The organism is Candidatus Atelocyanobacterium thalassa isolate ALOHA, assembly GCF_000025125.1.
Classification (GTDB): domain Bacteria; phylum Cyanobacteriota; class Cyanobacteriia; order Cyanobacteriales; family Microcystaceae; genus Atelocyanobacterium; species Atelocyanobacterium thalassae.
In genome coordinates this window covers 428,748-450,178 of the sequence record NC_013771.1, presented here as the reverse complement: position 1 = coordinate 450,178, position 21,431 = coordinate 428,748, and the positions used below count along the sequence as shown (strand labels likewise).

The window sequence follows — 21,431 nt, the reverse complement described above, 5'->3', positions numbered from 1 at the left end:
ATAATTACTAAATATATATGCATACTCTTATTTATTGAATATCAATATTTCCACATATCATAGTGTGAATTAAATACTTAATATGTTAGTCTTCAGTATTAATTTAAACGATAAATATAGAGTATTTATGAACAGTGACTTATGTTAGTTCCCTTAACTCGTAAAGCTTTTAAGCAACTAATTCCCCTTGTCGCTACTGGAACCCAATATTCCTTTTATTGGGGTAAATGGCGTGATTTGTTGCAACGATTGTTCCTATCTTTAGTTCTGTTAATAATGGCCTGGTTACTAGGAACATTGCTTGTCTCAGGATGGTTGACCATACAATTCGTTTTTTATATTATTACTGGGTCTTATTGGTTGTGGGCGCCTATTTTATGGGCTAGCATTAAAAATATGAGTTGCCTAAATTATCAATATTGCGGCTTTTGGCGAGGAAGAGTATTAGATATTTTTACTACTGAGGAACTTGTTAGAGAAGAACAAACTGTTAATAAATTTGGAGAATTAATTATTATCAAAAATAAGAGGCGATTAATTAATATTGAAGTGGGAGATAATAAAGGATTCAAGACAACAGTAAAGACACCTATTGATAAGCTTTTTCAATCCGTTAGGCCTGGCGATTTTGCAGAAATGTTGGTTCTTTCTCAGGTATCTAATTTGAGTCGTATTGCTAAAACAACAGATGTTTATCTACCTCAACATAATTTATGGGTAGGAAAATATCCTTACCTCCGCCGTGATATTTTTAAACAAATTAGTAAAAATTTAAAAAATAAAAAATCTACATTTCTACAACTTTAACCGTAGTTTGAAAAATCATCCTAAGACTTTATTATTTATGGTCTAATGGAACTTTGAATAATGACAAAAGTCACTTAAACAATATTTAAATATACATACAACAAATGTCAGAGCATCAACCTTTATTTACAAATATTACTCACACCTGTAATCGTTTAGCAGTGTTGATTCCTTGTAAAGATGAGAGCTTAACTATTGGTAATGTAGTAAATCAATTTCGTCAAGAGCTACCGGACGCTAAGATTTATGTTTATGATAATCTTTCTACCGACGATACTGTATCTCAAGCTAAGAAAGCCGGTGCTATAGTTCGATATGAACCTCAGCCAGGCAAAGGTAATGTTGTGCGAAGAATGTTTGCTGACGTTGAAGCGGATATATATATATTGGTGGATGGGGATAATACATATGAAATAGAAGCAATATCATTTCTCATTTCAAAATTAACTTCTGAACAACTTGACATGGTTGTTGGAGCTCGCCACTCTACAATTACTGATAAACAAGCATATCGATTAGGACATCGTAGTGGGAATATTTTTCTTACTGGAGTTGTTAAACTTTTATTTGGCGCAAAGCTTAAAGATATGCTTTCGGGATATCGTATATTTTCTCGTAGATTTGTTAAATCATTTCCAGCTTTTTCATCTGGCTTTGAAATTGAAACTGAACTTACAATTCATACTCTAGAGTTAAAGATTCCTTTTATAGAAGAATATACCGTTTATGGCTCTAGACCCCCAGGCTCAGAGAGCAAATTAAAAACATTGACTGATGGATGGAGAGTTCTAGGAACTGCTATATTACTTTTTAAAGAAGTGAAGCCTTTTTTCTTCTTTAGCATTATTTCTTCTATTTTGGGAATGTTATCAATTATGATTGGATTTCCTCTAATTACAACTTATTTAAGTACAGGGCTAGTCCCTAGATTGCCAACAGCTATTTTAACTGTTGCTATAATGTTACTTGCTTTTCTCAGTTTTACTTGTGGCTTAATTCTTGATTCTGTAGCTCGTGGCCGATTAGAAGTTAAAAGAATGGCGTATTTATCTCACTCAAAAATGAGTTATGAGTAGGATAAAAAATATTAATACACAAAACATGGAATCTATAATATCTAATTCATCTCAAAACTCTGTCACTGTATCTGTAGTTATCCCAATTTTTAATGAAAGAGATACATTGGAAACTTTAGTAAACAATGTTTCTAACGCTTTGATTAGCGAATATTCGTATGAAATTATTTGTATTGATGATGGTTCTAAAGATGGATCTACAAGTATTCTTAAACAACTGGCAAAAAAAAGGCAAGATCTAAGAGCTATTGTTTTACGTCGTAATTATGGCCAAACGCCTGCTATGGCAGCAGGATTTGAAAATGCTAGAGGTAATATAATTATTAGTTTAGACGGAGACATGCAAAATGATCCAGCAGATATTCCTCGCCTTATTGCTAAGTTGAATGAAGGTTATGATTTAGTCAGTGGTTGGCGTAATAATAGGCAAGACAATACTTTCACACGTCTTCTTCCTTCAAAAATTGCTAATATACTTATTGCTCAATTAACGGGTATAAGTCTTCATGATTATGGCTGTTCATTGAAGGCTTATCGATCAGAGTTAGTAGCAGACATGAATTTATATGGAGAATTACATCGTTTCATACCAGTTTTAGCTTATATAGAAGGAGCTAGAATCACTGAGCTACCTGTAAATCATAATCCTCGTCGTTTTGGAGTGAGCAAATATGGACTGGGAAGAACATTCGCCGTTATCATGGATTTATTCACTATTCTTTTTATAAAAAAATTTTTAACTCGTCCAATGCATATTTTTGGTTCATTGGGACTGACACTAATGATTTTTGGCTTATCTAGCGGTATTTATTTAACAATGATTAAAATTTTAGGGCAAAATATTGGAGTACGTCCTCTCTTAATCTTTTCTGTATTATTAATTTTAGCAGGAGTTCAATTACTGAGTTTTGGTTTATTAGCAGAATTAGTAATGCGTACTTATCACGAATCACAAAAACGTCCAATTTATAGAGTACGCGAAATTATTAATTAAGAATTCACAAGGTGGTTATGAAAAAAATATGGGAATTAGATTTTTATTCACGTCCAAACTTCTTTAAACATAATAAAAAATTATGGGAAGTTTTGATTTGTGAAACTCCCATGTACTCTAATAAATCATTTAACGATTGTTTTAAATTTTCTCAGCTTTGTCCTTCCAGTACTGTTAACTCTATTTGGTTGCGTCAAGCTATTGAAAAGGCAATGAAAAAAGCAGGAGAAAGTCCAGACTTAATTCGTTTTTTTCGCTTTCAGATGCAAAATATGATAATAAAAGCCTGTAAAGATGCAGAAATTGAGGCTATTCCAAGTCGTAGAACATTTGCTCTTAATTATTGGATAGATAAAAGAGAAAAACAATTTAAACTTGTAAAAAATCGGATTAACAACACAGTTTCTACTATAAATAGAACTGATACAGACTCTCAAATGGTATCCTTGCCTGATACTTTAAAAGATAACCAGTTCAGTAAATACTTTTGTGTTGACTTAAAAGTTTCTGATTTTAATCATATAGATGAGTGGGATATCGGGTTTGGAGAAAATTATGCAATATCGCCATATGGTTTATCTTCACACACTATAATTCCTGGTTTAGTTTTCTTCTCTCCAAGAGCTCTTCCAATTGCGGCTTGGTTATCTGGTTTTGAGTTAGTTTCATTAAGATTTGACAGAAAAAATAGTTCAACCCTCTATTTGGAAACAGGATTAAATGACAAATCAGTATTAATTAATTTAAATGATATTAGATTGATCCAAGAAGCTAAAAACTTTGAGAGAAAAAAAGAAAATTCTAAGGGAATTCATTTTCTTGCTATTCAGCCTAGTCCTGATGTGGAATTGTTTAGTGGATTTTGGCTTTTGAAAGATGAGCTGATATCTAGAATTTAAAAAATTTATATTTTTTTATTTACCTTAATTAACTAACCCATATATTGAAATATATTTTTGAGATTATTGGTTAGTACATAAATAATATATTTTAGTCTCAGTGAAGATGTTGTTATATATAAAAAAGCTTTCAAGGGTTTTATTGTATTAAAAATACAATAAAACCCTTGAAAATTTAAGTAATTATAAATAAGAACTAGCCTAAAAAGTAATATGGTTCTAGAAGCCCATACCACCCATACCACCCATACCACCCATACCACCCATACCACCCATACCACCCATACCACCCATGCCACCCATGCCGCCCATGTCTGGAGCAGAAGATTCAGACTCAGGCTGAGGTTTTTCAACTACTAAAGCTTCTGTAGTCATTACCATACCTGCAATGGATGAAGCATTTTGTAAAGCAGAACGGATAACTTTAGCTGGGTCAATAATACCTGCAGCAATCATGTTTTCAAAAACTCCTGTTAGTGCGTTATAGCCAATGCTAAAGTCTGTATTTCTTACTTTTTCGACGATTACTGACCCTTCAACTCCAGCATTATTAGATAATTGGCGTAAAGGTGCTTCTAAAGCCTTTTCTACGATATTAGCTGCCAATTTTTCTTCTTCATTACCTAGATTGTTTATAAATTCTGTAGTTTTAATTGCTAAATAGATTAATGTTGTTCCTCCTCCAGGAACAATACCTTCTTCTACTGCAGCTTTCGTCGCATTAAGAGCATCTTCAATACGAAGTTTACGGTTTTTCAATTCTGTTTCTGTTGCAGCTCCAACTTTGATAACAGCTACACCACCCGCTAATTTGGCAATACGTTCTTGTAGTTTTTCGCCATCATATTCAGAATCTGTTTCTGCTGCTTGTTTACGTAATTGTTCAACACGTTTTTGCACTGCAGCAGTGGTTTTAGGGTCAGTATTGGCTACTATAGTCGTATTTTCTTTTACTATAGTAATTTTACTTGCTGTACCTAACATATCTATAGATACTGTATCCAGAGTTAATCCTACTTCTTCGGAAATAACACTTCCTCCTGTTAGGATAGCTATATCTTGAAGTACAGATTTTCTTCTATCTCCAAAAGCGGGAGCCTTTATCGCTGCAACATTTAAAACCCCTCTGGCTTTATTAACTACTAAGGTTGCCAAAGCTTCTCCATCAACATCTTCAGCAATTATTAATAAGGGCTTACCAGCTTTAGCAACGCCTTCAAGAATTGGTACTAAATCAGCAATTGCGCTAATTTTCTTATCAGTAATCAAAATTAACGCATCATCAAATTCTACCTGTTGACGCTCTTGATCGGTTATAAAATAAGGAGATAAGTAACCGCGATCAATTTGCATTCCTTCTACTATTTCTAATTCAGTATTAAGTGACTTAGATTCTTCAACAGTGATTACACCGTCTTTAGTAACTTTATCCATAGCCAAGGCAATCATTTTACCGACTTCTGGATCATTGCCTGCAGAAACAGTTGCGACTTGAGCAATAGCTTCACCTTCAACAGGCTTAGAAATAGATTCAATTTCTTTGACTAAATAAGCAACTGTTTTATCCATGCCACGTCTTAAAGCTACAGGATTGGCTCCAGCAATAACATTTTTAAGACCTTCTCTAATTAGAGCTTGACCAATTACTGTAGCAGTAGTAGTCCCATCTCCTGCTATCTCTTTAGTTTTGGACGCAATTTCTTGAATTAATTTAGCTCCTGCATTTTCTAAAGGATCTTCTAATTCAATTTCTTTCGCAACGGTTATTCCGTCATTAATAATCTGAGGTGCACCAAATTTTTTTTCTAATAATACGTTACGTCCTTTCGGACCAAGGGTAATTCTTACGGCATTAGCGAGAGAGTTAACTCCTCGTTCTAGAGAACGCCTAGATTGATCTCCAAATGATACAATTTTTGCCATATTTGTTTTACTACTCCTATGAATCTTAATCTTAATGTTTTTATATGATGGTTAAAACTAATTAATCTAAATGCTACAAGTAATCTTCATAGCAAAAGTTTGTAATTTTAGTTTTTTTCCATTAGTGTTAATTTAGCACTCTTATGGTGTGAGTGCTAATGCTTAAAGCAAGAGATTAGAAAAGTTTTTTTCACATAATAAAAATAGTGTGGGAGTCTGTAATATGAAGGTGAGGATATCCGAACAATTCTTAATCTAAATTTGAAAATTTTTCACTGTTAAGAATAATAGTATTTGTAAAATTATCAAAAGATCTTGTTAAAAAATAATGGAATAAACCGTAGCTTTGTCTCTTATATAATCAGATAATTCTTATTTATAATTAATATAAAATAATCAATGTTCTATCCGTTTGAAAACAATAATTTTAACTTCATTCAAATAAATTTAACATAGTAATATTATATTTTTATAAAAATAAACTACTAGAGTTTATTTCATTTACTGAGTTAGAATATCAGCTATTTATATTAGTTTTCATTTTTATTTATTGTAATTAAAATAAAATGTCTGACAGAATCTGGCTAGGAATTGATCCAGGACTTGCTATAACTGGGTGGGCAATCTTAAAAGCTCATACAAAAACAATCCCGTTAATTGTTGACTATGGAGTTATTCAAACAAGTAAAAAGTTATCAACATCCCAAAGACTTTTAGAAATTGAGCATGATTTAGTAGAGTTACTGAATGAATTTAATTTTTATGGTATTTCGATTGAAATGCCTTTTTTCAATCGTACTATTAAAGCTGCTGGTGGAGTAATACAAGCAGTAGGAGTAATTAATTTAGTTTGTTATAGAGAAACACAAATTCAACCAGTTTTTCTTCATCAGGCTAGTTGGAAACGTCATATAGGAAGTGGAAGAGCCACAAAAGATAGCGTAGCACAAACTGTTAGCCAGCTATTCAACCTACAAACAATCCCAATTGATGATAGTGTAGACGCAATTGCCATAGCATATGCAGGATTATCGGGATTAAAAAACAATATTTAATCTAACTTTTAACCATAACAATAAGTTTTTAAATCTTGTATCAAATACATTAATTGTCTGATATATTTTTACTAAATTTAGTCAAGATAATGCTTCAAATCTTATCTAAGAGTAGGTATTTTAAAATATTTAAAAATTGATCTTAAAAAAGCTTTGACAAAGATATAATTTAATTAATTTAAAATTATAAAATGTAAAAGTTTCAGTATGTAATTAAACTTTATATTAATCAACTAATAATCAATTTAGAGAAAAGTTTCTACTGAAATTCTAAAAAAACAAAAGTATTCTATTGTTGAATATTTGTTCTCTCAAGCTCTACAAAATAAACAATAGTAATTAATTCCATAACTAAAAAAAATTTTTTTCTACTTTGTTTGCTTTGATATTAATAATATCTGTCCTAGTTATTATTCCTACTATTTTATTTCCTTCAATAACGGGAACTCGAGAAAATTGATGATGGTTAAGAACATGTAAAATATCACTTAAAGATGCATCTGCTTTTATAGTTAAAGGATTGGGATTCATAAAATCTGACAGAGGAGTACTTAATGGAATATGGGATAATTTTCTTAAATCTATTTGAGTAATAATTCCTACTAATTTTCCATCACTTACTACAGGAAAACCCCGATGAGTTGATATCATCATTTTTTTAAGCACATCATCTAATGTTAAATAACTAGATAATACTTCGACCTTAGGTTGCATTATTTGAGATGCCGTTAATTCATGACTTAAGTTTTGTGAGATTAATTTTTCAGTGTTGTTAATACCTAAAGCCTCTAACATATTATTATATAAAGACCCCCTGGAAACATTCTCGGCAATTATGTATGATGTTGCACAAGTAACCATCAATGGAAGTACAATATTAAAGTCTGTATTAAGTTCAAAAACAAAAACAATAGCAGTAATAGGAACTCTTACTACGGCTGTAAAGAAAGCTCCCATTCCTACTAATGCGTAAGTAGATTCTGATCCAGTACCTGTTAAAAATGCTTCAAAATCCCCAACTAAATAGCCTAGTGCTGAGCCTAAAACTAGAGCAGGGCTAAACAAACCGCCAGGAGTATTAGCACTATAAGCAAGCATTGTTAAAAAAAAATGGGCTATAAATACTAGTAAAATTTTTTCTCCGCTTAATCCTCCTGTTACTAATACAATTCTTAACCCGGCATTATCTTGGAAAAAAGGAGGTAAAACAGCTATTATAATACCTGAAAGCATACCTGATAATCCAATACGCGCAGATAAAGATAAATTAAAATTATGTTGTATTTTTAGACTAAATAATAGACCTTTATTAAATAAAGCTCCTAAAACTCCTGCTAAGATACCTAGAAGTAAATAAAACGGAATTTCAGATACTGAAAAATTAATATTAGGAAGTTTTAATAAAGGTGAGGGAAAATTAAGTGTTGATGATTGAAGAAGTAGCGAAACTACAGCTCCTGTAAATGAAGCGACAATAGATGTTTCCAAAGTTAATCCAGAAACATCTTGCATTAATTCTTCTACAACAAAGAGTACTCCTGCTATAGGTGTGGTAAAACCAGCTGCTAATCCTGCTGCTGCTCCTGCAGCAATCATTTGTCTTCTGCGTTCAGGAGAGGTAGGAAACCAACTATTAAGTTGCGCTGCTAAGGCAGCCCCAATATGAACAGTAGGAGCACGACGACCAAGAATTGATCCTGATCCTAAAACTAAAATAGTACCAATTAGCTTAACAATTGCTACTTTTAGAGACAGTGGAATAGGATATCTATAAAGAGTTGCTTTAACTTGTGCTATTCCTCCACCAGCTGCAGTTGGGGAGACTTTTTCAATTAGCCAACCAGATAAGTAACCTAGGGCTAAGCCTCCACAAGGCAATATCCATATAGCTCCAAAGTTATTGACTAATATAATACGCCAACTACCTAAATAGCCTACCCCTTGCTTTAAAAGTAGAGCAGCAATAGCCGAGAGTATACCTATGATGCACGCTTCTATTAGAGCATAGTTATTATTATTATTATCGATATTAAATTTTCGTGATTTTATCCATTTATAAAAATGTTGAGAATTTAAATAAGACTGCATGAGTTAGCTAAATAAGATTGAGCTTCTTTGAACAATATTAAAAAAGAACTAACAAAAATATTATAAAGTCATTTATTACAAATCTATTATTTCGGGCTTTTTTATTTTCTACAAAAATTATTAGAAGACAAGACTTCAAGGATTAATCATATATTTTGCATGGTGTTTTTGCTATTATTTATGAAATGCATATAGAGTTATTTATTTCGTAGTTAAGATAACTTTAAATATATATTATGTATTAGATAGTACTAGCTTGTATATAGCTTTACAATAATTTTACCAAAATATAAACATCTTATTCTTTCACCACATATTTAGTTCTATTAATTTTTATAAAACTCTTAAGATACTAGGAATAGAGTCAATAGCATCTAAAGTACTAATTTTATCAAGAGCAGCACGCAAAGAGCCTTCATCAACATGATAAGTAATAATAACAATTTCAGCTAATTTTTTTTGCAAACCGATTTGTACAACTGACTTTAGACTAACACTATACTCACCAAATATTGTTCCTAGATGTCCTATAACGCCAGGTAAATCTTTGCTAAGAAAACGAACATAAAAGCGAGTTTTAACCGACTCTATAGGAGTTATCTTATATAAATCACTGTTAATATAATCTAATGAAGAACTGACAGTCCTATTGTTTTTGAGAGCATCTACGATATTTACGATATCAGAAACTACTGCACTTGCTGTAGGTCCAGAACCAGCACCTTGCCCTAAAAACATGACTTCTCCCAAAGGGTCTCCTTCCACTAGAACTGCATTATATACTCCATCTACATGAGCTAAGGGATGTTCTTCTGGTACTAAAGTAGGATGTACTGTTAATTGTAATTTTTCTGAAGTATTGTTTGTTACTTTTTTTGCAATTGCTAATAGTTTTATTACGAATCCTAATTGTTTAGCATATTTTATATCTATAGAGTTAATTCCACGAATACCTTCATAATAGATGTCATGTCTATTTATTTGCATTCCAAATCCTAATGAAGCCAGGATAGTAATTTTATCAGCTGCATCCAATCCATCAATATCAGCACTTGGATCAGCCTCTGCATACCCTAATTTTTGTGCTTCCATCAAAACTTTTTCAAAGTCAGTTCCTTCAGAAGCCATTTTTGTCAAAATATAATTTGTAGTACCATTGACTATGCCGACAATACTTTCAATACGGTTAGCACTTAAAGATTGTTTTAAAGCTTTTACGATAGGAATACCTCCTCCAACGGCAGCTTCTAATAAAACATAGACACCAGCTATACAAGCTTTTTTGTAGATTTCATCTCCATAAAGTGCCATGACTGCCTTATTTGCAGTAACAATATGTTTTTTGTTAGCAATAGCTTTCAAGATAAGTGTTCTAGCTGGCTCTAAACCACCTAACAATTCAACCACAATATCTATATCAGGATTGTTAACTATATTTTCTAAATCAGTTTCAATTACATTTGGGGGTAAATCTATCTGACGAGGTTTATTGGCTGATTTTACTCCTATTTTTACTATGGAAATATCTTTTACAAGAGAATTACGACCTGAAGGATCAAGTATAATTTTTGCAGCTCCTGTTCCAACTACTCCCAAACCTAACAAACCAATTTTGATAGTCACGAAGGCATTACTCCTATAGTTTTTCTTCAGTCTAGAGTAACGGTTTATTGTCACTGAAGTTTTATTTTTCAATAAATTTATAAAATTATTTAATTTTTTGGATAGTGTATGTTAGCGTCCTTATCTTATTTCTCAATTAAAATATTCAAAAAATCTAAGCATTCGTTTTTTATAAAATTTAAGCTAAACAAGTAAAATATTAAAATGTCAATCAAAGAAAGACTATGTTTACAACTATTATTAACTAAGTGATCTTAATTGAGAGTTTATTATTAAGAAGAATATTAATTTGCTTTATCTAGTTTAATTTAAAAAATATCAAACATAAAATTAATTATTCTAGCCAGAAATGAGGTATTGTATTTAAAAGATTAATTTCAAAGCAAAATTATGTAACTCTATTACTAAAGGTTTACCTTCTATTCATTAATTTCAAATTATTATTTGAAATATTATGACTTTATTTTCACTAAAGTTATTGATTAATGTATAGTTGTCTTACAATAAATATTTATACTTTAGGATTTTACAAAAGTTGTTATTTGGTACCTAACTTTAAAGTAAAATTATGATACAGATAAATAGTTTAAAGTCGACACTAAATCTATGGTCAAAGTAAGCATGATTTGCTAAAAAATTATTACAATAGCAGATAGCTCATTCAAGAGCTCGTATCTAAATTGATCGTAACTCATTTATATCATATAGAGAAACATTAAAAAACGCCTGTGATAGATAAAAGACGCACACAACGCGATCTCCCAAAGATTAACGAAAGAATTCGCTTCCCTGAAATCCGAGTAATTGATAGTGACGGTTCACAGCTCGGTATTATCTCCCCAGAAGAAGCTTTAAATACTGCTCAAGAACAAGAACTAGATCTTGTTCTTGTAAGTGAAACTGCCAAGCCTCCTGTCTGTAGAATCATGGATTATGGCAAGTATAAATTCGAACAGGAAAAGAAAGCTAGAGAAGCGAAAAAAAAGCAACATACTGCTGATGTTAAGGAAGTAAAAATGCGCTACAAAATTGACGAGCATGACTATCAAGTCCGTGTAAATCAAGCTAAGCGATTTCTGAAATCAGGAGATAAAGTGAAAGCGACTATCACTTTTCGGGGACGTGAAATTCAACATGCTAACTTAGCACAAGAATTACTGAGTCGCATGGCTGCTGATCTAAAAGAATTAGCTGAAATTCAACAAGCCCCAAAACGTGAAGGGCGAAATATGATGATGTTAATGAGTCCCAAAAAAGAACTGAAATAAAGTAGCATCTTGATCAGAAATATATATCACTGATTAAGATGCTACTCTATCTCCAAAATAATAAAAATATAAGTAAATTAATTTCTGTAATCCCAAAGAATGATCTTTTATTTTGACAAAAGCTACTTTAACTAAATTGAAGTAGCTAATTTGTTTATCCAGAGATAAGTTTCAGCAATAAAGAATTATTTGGTAGATTCTGTTTGGTATACAAATCTATTTTTAATTTGTAAGCATATACATTAACTTTAAAATATATCAACTTATGATAGATATTTTTAGCACACTATCATTACTATGCCTGATTCCTATTATATGTGGATCTGTTTTTTCGATTATCACTGTTTTTACAACTAAATATTTTCTAAAGAATTCTCATATAAGTAAAGGTTTTACTCCACCAGTGTCAATCTTGAAACCTGTGAAAGGTCTCGAAAAAAATTTAGAGAACAACCTAAAAAGTATTGCTAAACAGAATTATCCTAATTACCAAATAATTTATTCTGTTCAAGATCTAGAAGATCCAGCTTATCCTATACTAAAGAAGATTCAATCTGAATTAGGTGAAGATCTAGTCTCTATTGTTATTAGTGCGATTGAAGAAGGAGCAAATGGTAAAGTTAATAATCTTCTAGGAGCAATTGATAAAGCAAACTATGAATTTCTTATAATAAGTGATAGTGATACCTATTTACGAGATAATTATATTTCTAATATCATTGCACCTTTCATGGAAGAAGAAGTTGGATGTGTTTGCACTCCTTTTAAGCTCATAAAAGCTAATAACTTTTTTGAGAAATTAGAAATGTTAACAATTAATTCAGACTTTATTCCAAGTGTTATTTTTGCTTATGTAACGAAAGCTTCTAATTCATGTTTAGGTCCATCTATTGCAATCCAAAAGTCAACTTTGGAATCTTTCGGAGGATTAAAAAGCTTAGCGAATTACCTTGTAGAAGACTATGAAATTGGAAGAAGAGTATGGACGTCTGGTAAAAAAATGGTACTTTTACCGTACATCATAGACGTTGTAGTAGATTTGAATAGTTGGAAACAATGGTGGGATCATCAAGTATATTGGGATCAAAACACTTATTTAGCAAGACCTGGAGCTTTTGTCTCAACTATTTTTATTCGCGCCATTCCATTCGCTGCGATACTTTATATGCTTCAGGGAAGTATAATTAGTTTAATAATATTAATTCTAACAATACTTGTTAGAATTTTTACTGCTTTTATGGTGGCTCAGGATATGAAAGACAATGAAAGTATTAAAAGCTTGTATTTATTACCTCTAAGAGATTTATTCGGTTTGATCTTTTGGGGATTAGCTTTTACCCAAAGAACTGTTATATGGCGTAATAATAAATATAAATTAACTAAGCATGGAAAAATGATTAAATATAATTTGAATCATAATTAATTCCAAAAATAATATTTTTTGCTATTTTTATCTAAATTTTTAGTATGCTATCGATTACTGAAGAAATTAAAAATAAAGGCCGCGATATAGGATTTCATAAAATAGGTATTGCTAATCCCCATATAGCTTATCAGGATAATGCCGTTTCTAATTTACAAGGTTGGTTATCCTCAGGATACCAAGCAGATATGACATGGATGGACAATCCTAAACGATTTGATATTACTCAATGCATGCCAGATATTCAATCGGTTATAACCGTTGCTTTAAATTATTATACTCCTCATCAGCATTCAAGTAATTCAAGGTATGGTAAAGTCTCTCGCTATGCTTGGGGAAAAGACTATCATAAAGTATTAAGCCAAAAACTTAAACTTTTCTGTAAATGGTTAAATAATAGAGGTATAAAGACTACTTGTTATGTTGATACGGGACCTATACAGGAAAAGGTTTGGGCAGAACGTTCGGGAGTCGGATGGATTGCGAAGAATGGTAATGTTATTACTAAAGAATTTGGTAGTTGGGTGTTTTTAGGAGTAGTTTTAACTAACTTAAGTTTAACTAGTGATACTCCTCATGCTAAATACTGCGGTACATGCAGAAAATGTTTAGATATATGCCCTACAAAAGCTATTGTTCATCCATTCGTAGTAGATTCTAGAAGATGTATTGCGTACAATACTATTGAAAACCGATCAAATGATTTCCCTGAATACATAAAAAATAATTTAAACGGATGGATTGCTGGATGTGATCTTTGTCAAGATGTTTGCCCTTGGAATAAACGCTTTTCTAAAGAAACAAATATTCAAGATTTTTATCCTCAACCTGGAAATATATCACTTGACTTGAAAGAAATATCCAATCTTACAGAAATACAATGGCAACAAAAGTTTTCATCTTCTTCGCTAAAAAGGATAAAAGTAAAAGCTTGGCGGAGAAATGCTAAGGCTAATTTATAACGCTAGCACTAACCTTTTATTATTTTATTTAATACTTTTTAAGATAAGACTTATAGTAATAACTTTATGACTATAAGTAATTATTTAAAGAATCTTTTTTTATAATATAGGCACAATAGTTTTTAACATCTTTCTTATTTTTAACAAGAACACAAGATGTTTTAATTTTGTATTTACTTCAGGATGATAAGCGCTTTTAGATAATTCTTCCTTCTCTTTAGCATACTCTGAAGAATTTAGGATTTCTCCAGTTAATTCAGAACGTCCTTCTATAATCACTTCGTTACGTAAGATCTCTTCAGGAATATCTTGTGGAGGAGGCAGTGTAAGTCCTACTTGAGCTTCCGTAATTTTTAACATTAAATTAATCACTATGATTGTATGAAATAGGATATTTTTCATATTTTTGATGAATACATAATTTATAAGAATACCGTTTTTTTATTCTTAATTTTTGCAATATTGAAGTTTTTTAACTAATAAAAATGTTGAAATCCTTTAGAGAGGTCTAAAGGTAAATCTTCTGAATTATCATTCAGTAAAGTGACAGATTTTTTTTGAGTTATTTTGCCGATAATATGAGCATTTTCCCCTAACTGAGGAAGTAGTTTAAGAGCTATCTCTTGAGGTAAACACAACACTAGTTCAAAGTCTTCTCCTCCATATAAAACCCATCTTAGTGCTTCTTCCTTAGGTATCCATTTAGATAATTTAGCTATCATGGGAATTTTTGATTGTTCTATCTCTGCCCCAACGTTACTCATCTGACATATTTTGATAATTGCATCTGCCAAACCGTCACTACTATCCATTCCTGCTATTTTATGAGTTTTCATAGTATTCCAAAGATAAGGTAAAACATCTAAACGAGGTTGAGGATTTTGATGGGCATTGATAAATTTTAACCGTATATCTTTATTTAAATCTCTTGCCAATCTTGGATTAGAAAGTATTTCCAGCCCTGCTCTTGACATTCCATGGTGACCTGTAACAAGAATTACTTGATTTGGCTTAGCTGTAGATCGTTTAATAATATGATTAGGATATACTTTACCTATAGCAGTTATGCTAATTGTTTTTACAGGAGAATGACAAAGATCTCCTCCTACTATAGGTATATTATATTTATTTAACATAATATTTATTCCACTATATAAAGACTTTATCCATTTAATTGGTAATTCTTTAGGTATTGCTAACCCTATAGTAATCGCGACTGGAGCAGCCCCCATAGCAGCCAAATCTGACAAATTTGCAGCTACAGAACGCCATCCAACTGAGCTAGGAGGAGTCGTTTTGTCACTAAAATGTACTCCATCAACGAGAACATCAGTTGTAACTACTATTTTTTGCAGAGGGTCTATGGATAGAACTGCTCCATCATCACCAATAAGATTTTCAGAGCAAAATGATTTTATCTGTTCTAAAAGCTTTTGTTCTCCAATATCTTTAACTCTCATTTATTTTCATTACGTAAAGAGGGTATGAATATTTCACTAATTCCTTCACCAATAAGTGATAATCCGACCACCATTGATGTCATCGCAAGTCCTGGGAATAAAGTAGTCCACCATATTCCTGTAGATAAACTTGGTAGTGCCTCTTTAAGATCATGACCCCACTCTGCTACTTCTTCAGGCAATCCCAAGCCTAAAAACCCTAATCCTCCTAATACCAAGATGGCATCTGCAGCATTTAACGTAAAAACTACAGGAACATTTTGAATAACATTTAAAAATAAATAGCGATATAGAATGGTTCGAGGAGTAGCTCCTATAGCTTGTGCTGCTTCAATAAATAGTTGATTTTTGATACTATTCGTATGATTACGTATGATACGATAATACTGAGGAACGTAAGCAATGCTTACTGCAATTGCAATATTAACTATACCTTTTCCTAAAATAAAAGATAGGGTAACAGATAGTAATAATCCAGGAATAGTGTAAATAGTATCCATCAGAAACATAAGAAATTTATCTAACTTTCCCCCTAGATATCCGCTAATTAATCCAGATGGCACACCTATAACTAAAGAAAAAATAGTTGAAAGAAATACAACTTTCAAGGCAGCTTGTGAGCCTATTAATGTTCTTGACAATACATCATAACCTCTAATATCAGTACCTAGTAAATGGCTTATACTAGGAGCTTCTCTTGGCATGTTACTTAACAACTCTGTGGGATCCTGCAAAACACCTATTATTTGTAAAAGTGGCGAAAATAATGCAATAAATAACCAAAAAAGTGTTATTGCTATGCCTAGGCGCATTAGCTTTTTAGTTGTACTTATAGAGGGTGACATGATAAATTTCGAAAAGATTATAAAAACTTATAAATAAGATAAGTTCACAAGATTACTATAAAAATTGTGGTTTAAATATCATATGTATAGTGATGAAATATTCGTTTAAATTAATTTTCCAAAAAATAACTACTATTTTGAATATATATTGTTTGTATATTTTAAAACAATAATAATTTAGGTAGAAATAATCCTCTAAGATATTTTCAAAATATCTTAGAGATTAAGAATTAACTATTTTATAGATGGTACTTACCTTCGGTTTCTAGATTTTTAACTCTAGGTAATCCCATACTATAATTTGGAGAACGTCCCTCTAAGTTATAACTAATTTCACCTTTTTGTAAAAGATCACGAATAAAGTCTTCTAAAGATGAGCCAATATAATTGAGATTATAATCAGTTAAATCTTCTCCACTAGAAGATTCTATTAGTTCATCAAATCTACGGTAAACTTTTTCTAAAATATCTTCATTCCAAACAAATTCATTGTCAGGATCAATATCTAGAGTAAGTATTTTATCATTTTCAACCAACTCATTTTCTTTGATTTCAGCTGTAAAGATTCGGATATGTCGAGTAGTATATTTAACTAACATAAGGACTAGGTAAAAATGGGAACTGATACTTTAAATAGTAATGTTTTCTTTTTAAAAGAGCAATTTATTTTTTCTACAATGAATAACCTTTAATTTTAGTTATTCCTAATACACTTTTGAATTAGAGAAGAAACAGCTTCTATATTTTTCCAACCTAGAATTTTTGTAGTCTTTTTTTCAAGGTTTGTATAAGTCCGGAAGAATTCAGCAATTTCATCTAAACGATGAGTATCAATATCATTTAAAGACTTTACATAATCAAAACGTACATCTTTATCAGGAATGCATAAAATTTTCTGATCGTATTTCTTTCCATCAATTATTTCAAGCATTCCAATAGGTCGTGAAGCAATTATGCATCCAGGAAAAGTTGGTTGGTCCATGATTACCATTCCATCTAAAGGATCTCCATCTTCTGCTATTGTATTTGGAATAAAACCGTAATCATAAGGATAATGTACAGAGGTATGCAATACCTTCTCTAAAGTAAAAGATTGCATGTTTCTATCAAATTCATACTTGTTCTTACTTCCTGCAGGAATTTCTACTAAGATATTAACTAAACCTAATTTAGGCTGAGCAGGGATGAGTTTCAAATCCATAACTTTCTCCAAATATCTTAATAAAAATGATTAAATAATAGTGATAATTATTCTTCTAATTATGTTGCAACGTATATTAATAAATATATTCACAGAAGAAATAAAGAAAATGATCATAGTAATACATAAGTAATTAATGCTAAGTATATGATCTATTATCCAGCGTTTTTAAAAGTCTGACCTGAGTTTTAGAAATTCCTTAAACTTATCCTAACTAAAAAGGAATTGGATCATCATTCTCAGCAACTGTAACACTACTATTTAATTGTTCTGGATTATAGTTACTATCATCTTCACTTTGATACATATCTAAATTTACATTAGAGTTATTTGAATTATCTGGACTAGAAGATTTATGAATAGGATAAAAATTTGATGCCACTAATTCAACTCTCTTTTCTTTAAATCCTTCTTTACGTTCAAAGGTATTAGTAGATAATCTACCCTCAATTACTAACATATCACCTTCATGACAATTTGTTTTCATATTAGCAGCTAGATTACCCCAACCTACAATTTTTAAAGTGCGAAACGAGTCTTCCAAACGACCGCCTTCAAACTCTACAAGCATCTGAGTCACTTCTTTTTGAGTATCTGAAGTATATCTTAATTCAGGATTACTAATAACTTTAGCCATTAAAATAAAACTGTTCATTTGTTGTCTCCTAGTATGTATAAAAGGTCCTGCTACTTAATTAATTTTGAAATTTCTAATGTCATAAATTAAAGATTGATTAAAAGCTACATTTTGTTCCTTGCTGCTTTAATGAAGTTTCAAAAACAATTTATCTCTTATTCCATTTTAAAGGATTAAACTTATTTTTCATTACGATGATAAATAATAAGTGGAAGAATGACTGATATCTTTCTTAACGAATAATTATATTGAATACTTAACTTTAACTATTTAAAGAATCTAATAATAAAAATTATATTATTTGCTGGTAATAGTCAATTAGGATAAAAGATTTTATTTTAGTTGAAACAATTATTGCGCTGTTGATCTCATTGCTAATAATAATTGTTTTGAGGATACAGTAAAAGGTAGTCGATGAATATCAGAATCTGGACGACAAATTATTTGAGCTATAAGATTTAATTCTTCTTTTGTTATTTTATCTAATCCTAATTCTTTTAAATTTCGTGGCAAACCAATCTTTTGATAAAATTTTAAAAGTTGTTGTCTCGAAATTGCTGCTAGTTGACTATTTTGCATTATTTCTTCCAATCTTAATTGGACTAAAATACCATAAGCTACTTTTTCTCCATGTAATATTGTATGTACTGTTTTAATATTAGTTAAACCATTATGAACTGCATGCGCAGCTACTGTTCTACAATTAGAACCACCTAAGCCACTAACTATACCAGCTAATAATATACAAGCATCAACCACTTCGAACCACTCTTTCCCATATATATTGTTAATAGCTATATAAGATTTTTGTAATAATATATTTTTTATGGTTTTTGCCTGTTGAATCGCCGTCATTGTTAAAACTTGCCTATTATTAACATTTTTCAGGCTAATTGATGCTTCATACCACTTAGCAATAGCATCTCCTATCCCGGCTATTAAAGTTCTCTGAGGAGCTGTTCTGATAATTGAATAGTCTAATATTAAGATATCAGGACAACGTGATAATGATACATCGTATTTAAATATACCTTGATGTGTATATATATTAGATAAAGCAGTCCATGCAGCACAAGTTGCACCAGAGGTAGGAATTGTAACTATTGGTAACCTATTGCAGTAAGCTAATATTTTCGCCATATCAAGAGCTTTTCCTCCTCCAACTCCAATAATTACATCTGCTTTATGTTCATGAACTAAAGAGGTGAGGTGTTTTAGAGAAGTTTCAGAGCATTCAGGAGAATAACTTTTAGAAACAACTACTATCTCTTTATGTTTTTTTAAAATAGTTCTTAAATTATTATCAGTAATAGGAAGGGTTTTTTCTCCTCCAACAATTAAAGGCCGAGTACCCAGATGAGTAATATTTTCTCCAATTTTAGATATAACGTTTTCCCCTTTAATAATATGAGCAGGGGCAATTGAAAAATAATCAATGACATCACTGGATGGATAATCCATATTGGTATTTAGATAAGATTTAAAAACTTATAATTTAGAAACTGCTTTTATGTTCTTATAATTTTAATTCAAAATATATTTTCTAATAAATTAGTTGTTTATAAAAAGTATTTTTAATTATTTCACTGTTATTGGTTAAATATTAACTTTTCTAATCAATTAAAAATTCATACTAACTTTCAAGCCTTTACAAGAAAGGTAATTTATTTACCTTCTTCTTATATATTTTATCAACTATTATCCTTTACGGGCAAAGAAATAAAAGATTATATTAATATAATAGACTTTAATAAAATTGATTTGTTTATAGCTTTTCCCTTTAAAGTCGAGTATTAATTTTTTTATATAAATAATATGTAGTTTATTTATACTAGTATGTCAGTAAATATTTAAATTAAAACTGGTCGTTTGTGCTGCCATAATGTTCCCAAATTAAATAAAAGAATGTTCTATACATATAGCGAGAAATCTTTAGCAAATAAATGGATTAGTACTTATGATAAATTTTCTCCTCTTTTCGTTTGTATTTTAGGATTCACCAAAACTGCTCTAATCCCAAATATTTCATTAGCAGGATCTACTCCAGAAGCTAGAAAATATACAGCATTAGCAGATGCAGAATTTTTAGTTAAAGGAATAAGTGCTCCATGTAAATATCCCTTACCACCTTTAATTCAAGGAGTTTCTCCTGTATTTATTACACGTGCAATTATTGATTACTGTCAGATTCCTTTATATTTATTCAATACTGGGTTGCCACTAAATCCATCTTTTCCTTGTATTAATTTAAAAGGAAAGCCGGCTAATTGTTTAAGTAGTGGCAAAGCATTACCCTTAGAGTTAGTTATTAATTTATTTTATGAAGGTCTAGCTTGGGGTGAAAAATTAACTGAGAATTCAAACAAAAAATATTTAGTTTTAGGTGAATGTGTTGTAGGTGGGACAACAACAGCATTGGCTGTGCTCAAAGGATTAGGGATTAATGCGTCACAGAAAGTTAATAGCAGTTATCCTTACTGCAATCATAGTTATAAAGAATTAATAATTAATGAGGGTTTTAAGAAAGCTAATCATAGTTTTGCTGATGCTCCAATCAACCCCTTCGAATTAATTGCTTCGATTGGAGATCCTATGCAAATTACTGTAGCTGGAATGGCAATTTCAGCTAGCTTAAAAACTGGTTTAATACTAGCAGGAGGTACACAAATGCTAGCAGTATATCAATTAATAAAAATTATTGTAAAAACATTTCACTATAAAGCAAACTTAGAAAATATTCTTGTAGGAACAACACGATGGATTTTAGAAGATAAGAGTGGAGATATATTAGGATTAGCAAAATCAATAGGAGGAGTTCCTTTACTAGCAACTCAATTAAATTTTTCTAAATCTTGCTATGAACAATTGCAGGTTTATGAGAAAGGATATGTTAAAGAAGGCATGGGTGCTGGAGCATGTGCTGTAGCTTCTAGCATTTCTTATAATTTAACAGAGAAAGATTTATTATCAATTGTTGAGAATCTTTTAAAAAGCTATTACATCTAATCGGTACTTAAAAAACTTCAATATTTTAAAAAATTAGTAAAAATCTTATTTATAAAAAACATGTATCTCATAGTACATATGGGACACAAACATTTATTTATCTACTTTATGAATAAAATTCTCTATTTACATAACGACATATAGAAAGAGAAATAAAATAAAGG

Annotated in this window: 18 protein-coding genes and 1 pseudogene; 9 read left to right on the top strand and 10 right to left on the bottom strand. The window is 30.9% G+C overall.

Annotated features, from left to right (window positions below; all coding sequences use genetic code 11):
• Window positions 1–141 precede the first annotated feature (141 nt).
• The 4 genes from UCYN_RS01900 (at window position 142) to UCYN_RS01885 (ending at window position 3,776) form a co-directional block, all read left to right on the top strand.
• Window positions 142–807 (top strand): DUF8619 family protein, encoded by a 666-nt coding sequence (locus UCYN_RS01900; protein WP_012953808.1) that lies wholly within the window; start codon window positions 142–144, stop codon window positions 805–807.
• Window positions 808–911: 104 nt separating this feature from the next.
• Window positions 912–1,883 carry a glycosyltransferase family 2 protein gene (locus tag UCYN_RS01895; protein ID WP_012953807.1) on the top strand — a complete coding sequence of 324 codons (972 nt, stop codon included), beginning with the start codon at window positions 912–914 and terminating at the stop codon, window positions 1,881–1,883.
• 25 nt (window positions 1,884–1,908) lie between these two features.
• Entirely contained in the window at window positions 1,909–2,877 is a 969-nt protein-coding gene (locus UCYN_RS01890; protein ID WP_012953806.1) for a glycosyltransferase family 2 protein, read from the top strand.
• Between the two features lie 17 nt (window positions 2,878–2,894).
• Entirely contained in the window at window positions 2,895–3,776 is an 882-nt protein-coding gene (locus UCYN_RS01885; RefSeq protein ID WP_012953805.1) for a Tab2/Atab2 family RNA-binding protein, read from the top strand.
• 219 nt (window positions 3,777–3,995) lie between these two features.
• Here UCYN_RS01885 and groL read toward each other — a convergent pair whose 3' ends face one another.
• Complete coding sequence (groL, locus tag UCYN_RS01880; RefSeq protein ID WP_012953804.1) at window positions 3,996–5,699, bottom strand: chaperonin GroEL; 1,704 nt, start codon at window positions 5,697–5,699, stop codon at window positions 3,996–3,998.
• A gap of 566 nt (window positions 5,700–6,265) precedes the next feature.
• Between groL and UCYN_RS01875 the strand changes: the two genes are divergently transcribed.
• Window positions 6,266–6,754, top strand: a complete 489-nt coding sequence (locus UCYN_RS01875; protein ID WP_012953803.1) for a crossover junction endodeoxyribonuclease RuvC — start codon at window positions 6,266–6,268, stop codon at window positions 6,752–6,754.
• A gap of 369 nt (window positions 6,755–7,123) precedes the next feature.
• On the opposite strand, the pseudogene UCYN_RS01870 reads toward UCYN_RS01875, so the two are convergent.
• A pseudogene (locus tag UCYN_RS01870) lies at window positions 7,124–8,842 on the bottom strand (chloride channel protein); the annotation flags it as partial.
• 333 nt (window positions 8,843–9,175) lie between these two features.
• Window positions 9,176–10,465: a homoserine dehydrogenase gene (locus UCYN_RS01865; RefSeq protein ID WP_012953801.1), complete on the bottom strand. Its 1,290-nt coding sequence runs from the start codon at window positions 10,463–10,465 to the stop codon at window positions 9,176–9,178.
• Between the two features lie 728 nt (window positions 10,466–11,193).
• Here UCYN_RS01865 and infC point away from each other — a divergent pair.
• The 3 genes from infC (at window position 11,194) to queG (ending at window position 14,118) form a co-directional block, all read left to right on the top strand.
• On the top strand, window positions 11,194–11,733 hold the full coding sequence (gene infC, locus UCYN_RS01860) for a translation initiation factor IF-3 (protein ID WP_012953800.1): 540 nt from the start codon (window positions 11,194–11,196) through the stop codon (window positions 11,731–11,733).
• 265 nt (window positions 11,734–11,998) lie between these two features.
• Window positions 11,999–13,156, top strand: a complete 1,158-nt coding sequence (locus UCYN_RS01855) for a ceramide glucosyltransferase (RefSeq protein WP_012953799.1) — start codon at window positions 11,999–12,001, stop codon at window positions 13,154–13,156.
• 44 nt (window positions 13,157–13,200) lie between these two features.
• Window positions 13,201–14,118 (top strand): tRNA epoxyqueuosine(34) reductase QueG, encoded by a 918-nt coding sequence (gene queG / locus UCYN_RS01850; RefSeq protein ID WP_012953798.1) that lies wholly within the window; start codon window positions 13,201–13,203, stop codon window positions 14,116–14,118.
• A 99-nt stretch (window positions 14,119–14,217) separates the two neighbouring features.
• On the opposite strand, the gene UCYN_RS01845 is transcribed toward queG, so the two are convergent.
• From UCYN_RS01845 to UCYN_RS01815, 7 genes are all read right to left on the bottom strand, one after another.
• Complete coding sequence (locus UCYN_RS01845) at window positions 14,218–14,478, bottom strand: hypothetical protein (RefSeq protein ID WP_012953797.1); 261 nt, start codon at window positions 14,476–14,478, stop codon at window positions 14,218–14,220.
• Window positions 14,479–14,594: 116 nt separating this feature from the next.
• Entirely contained in the window at window positions 14,595–15,578 is a 984-nt protein-coding gene (thiL, locus tag UCYN_RS01840) for a thiamine-phosphate kinase (RefSeq protein ID WP_012953796.1), read from the bottom strand.
• Window positions 15,575–16,390: an ABC transporter permease gene (locus UCYN_RS01835; RefSeq protein ID WP_407078873.1), complete on the bottom strand. Its 816-nt coding sequence runs from the start codon at window positions 16,388–16,390 to the stop codon at window positions 15,575–15,577. Before UCYN_RS01835 ends, thiL begins: the two co-directional genes overlap by 4 nt.
• Window positions 16,391–16,662: 272 nt before the next feature.
• The gene (locus tag UCYN_RS01830; protein WP_012953794.1) at window positions 16,663–17,022 is read right to left on the bottom strand and encodes an NAD(P)H-quinone oxidoreductase subunit M; all 360 of its coding nucleotides are present in this window, start codon (window positions 17,020–17,022) and stop codon (window positions 16,663–16,665) included.
• Between the two features lie 95 nt (window positions 17,023–17,117).
• Entirely contained in the window at window positions 17,118–17,624 is a 507-nt protein-coding gene (locus UCYN_RS01825) for an inorganic diphosphatase (RefSeq protein WP_012953793.1), read from the bottom strand.
• Between the two features lie 214 nt (window positions 17,625–17,838).
• Window positions 17,839–18,279: a single-stranded DNA-binding protein gene (locus UCYN_RS01820; RefSeq protein WP_041487729.1), complete on the bottom strand. Its 441-nt coding sequence runs from the start codon at window positions 18,277–18,279 to the stop codon at window positions 17,839–17,841.
• Window positions 18,280–18,612: 333 nt separating this feature from the next.
• Window positions 18,613–19,722, bottom strand: a complete 1,110-nt coding sequence (locus UCYN_RS01815; RefSeq protein WP_012953791.1) for an iron-containing alcohol dehydrogenase family protein — start codon at window positions 19,720–19,722, stop codon at window positions 18,613–18,615.
• 444 nt (window positions 19,723–20,166) lie between these two features.
• On the opposite strand from UCYN_RS01815, the gene cobT reads away from it, so the two are divergent.
• On the top strand, window positions 20,167–21,267 hold the full coding sequence (cobT, locus tag UCYN_RS01810) for a nicotinate mononucleotide-dependent phosphoribosyltransferase CobT (protein ID WP_012953790.1): 1,101 nt from the start codon (window positions 20,167–20,169) through the stop codon (window positions 21,265–21,267).
• Window positions 21,268–21,431 lie beyond the last annotated feature (164 nt).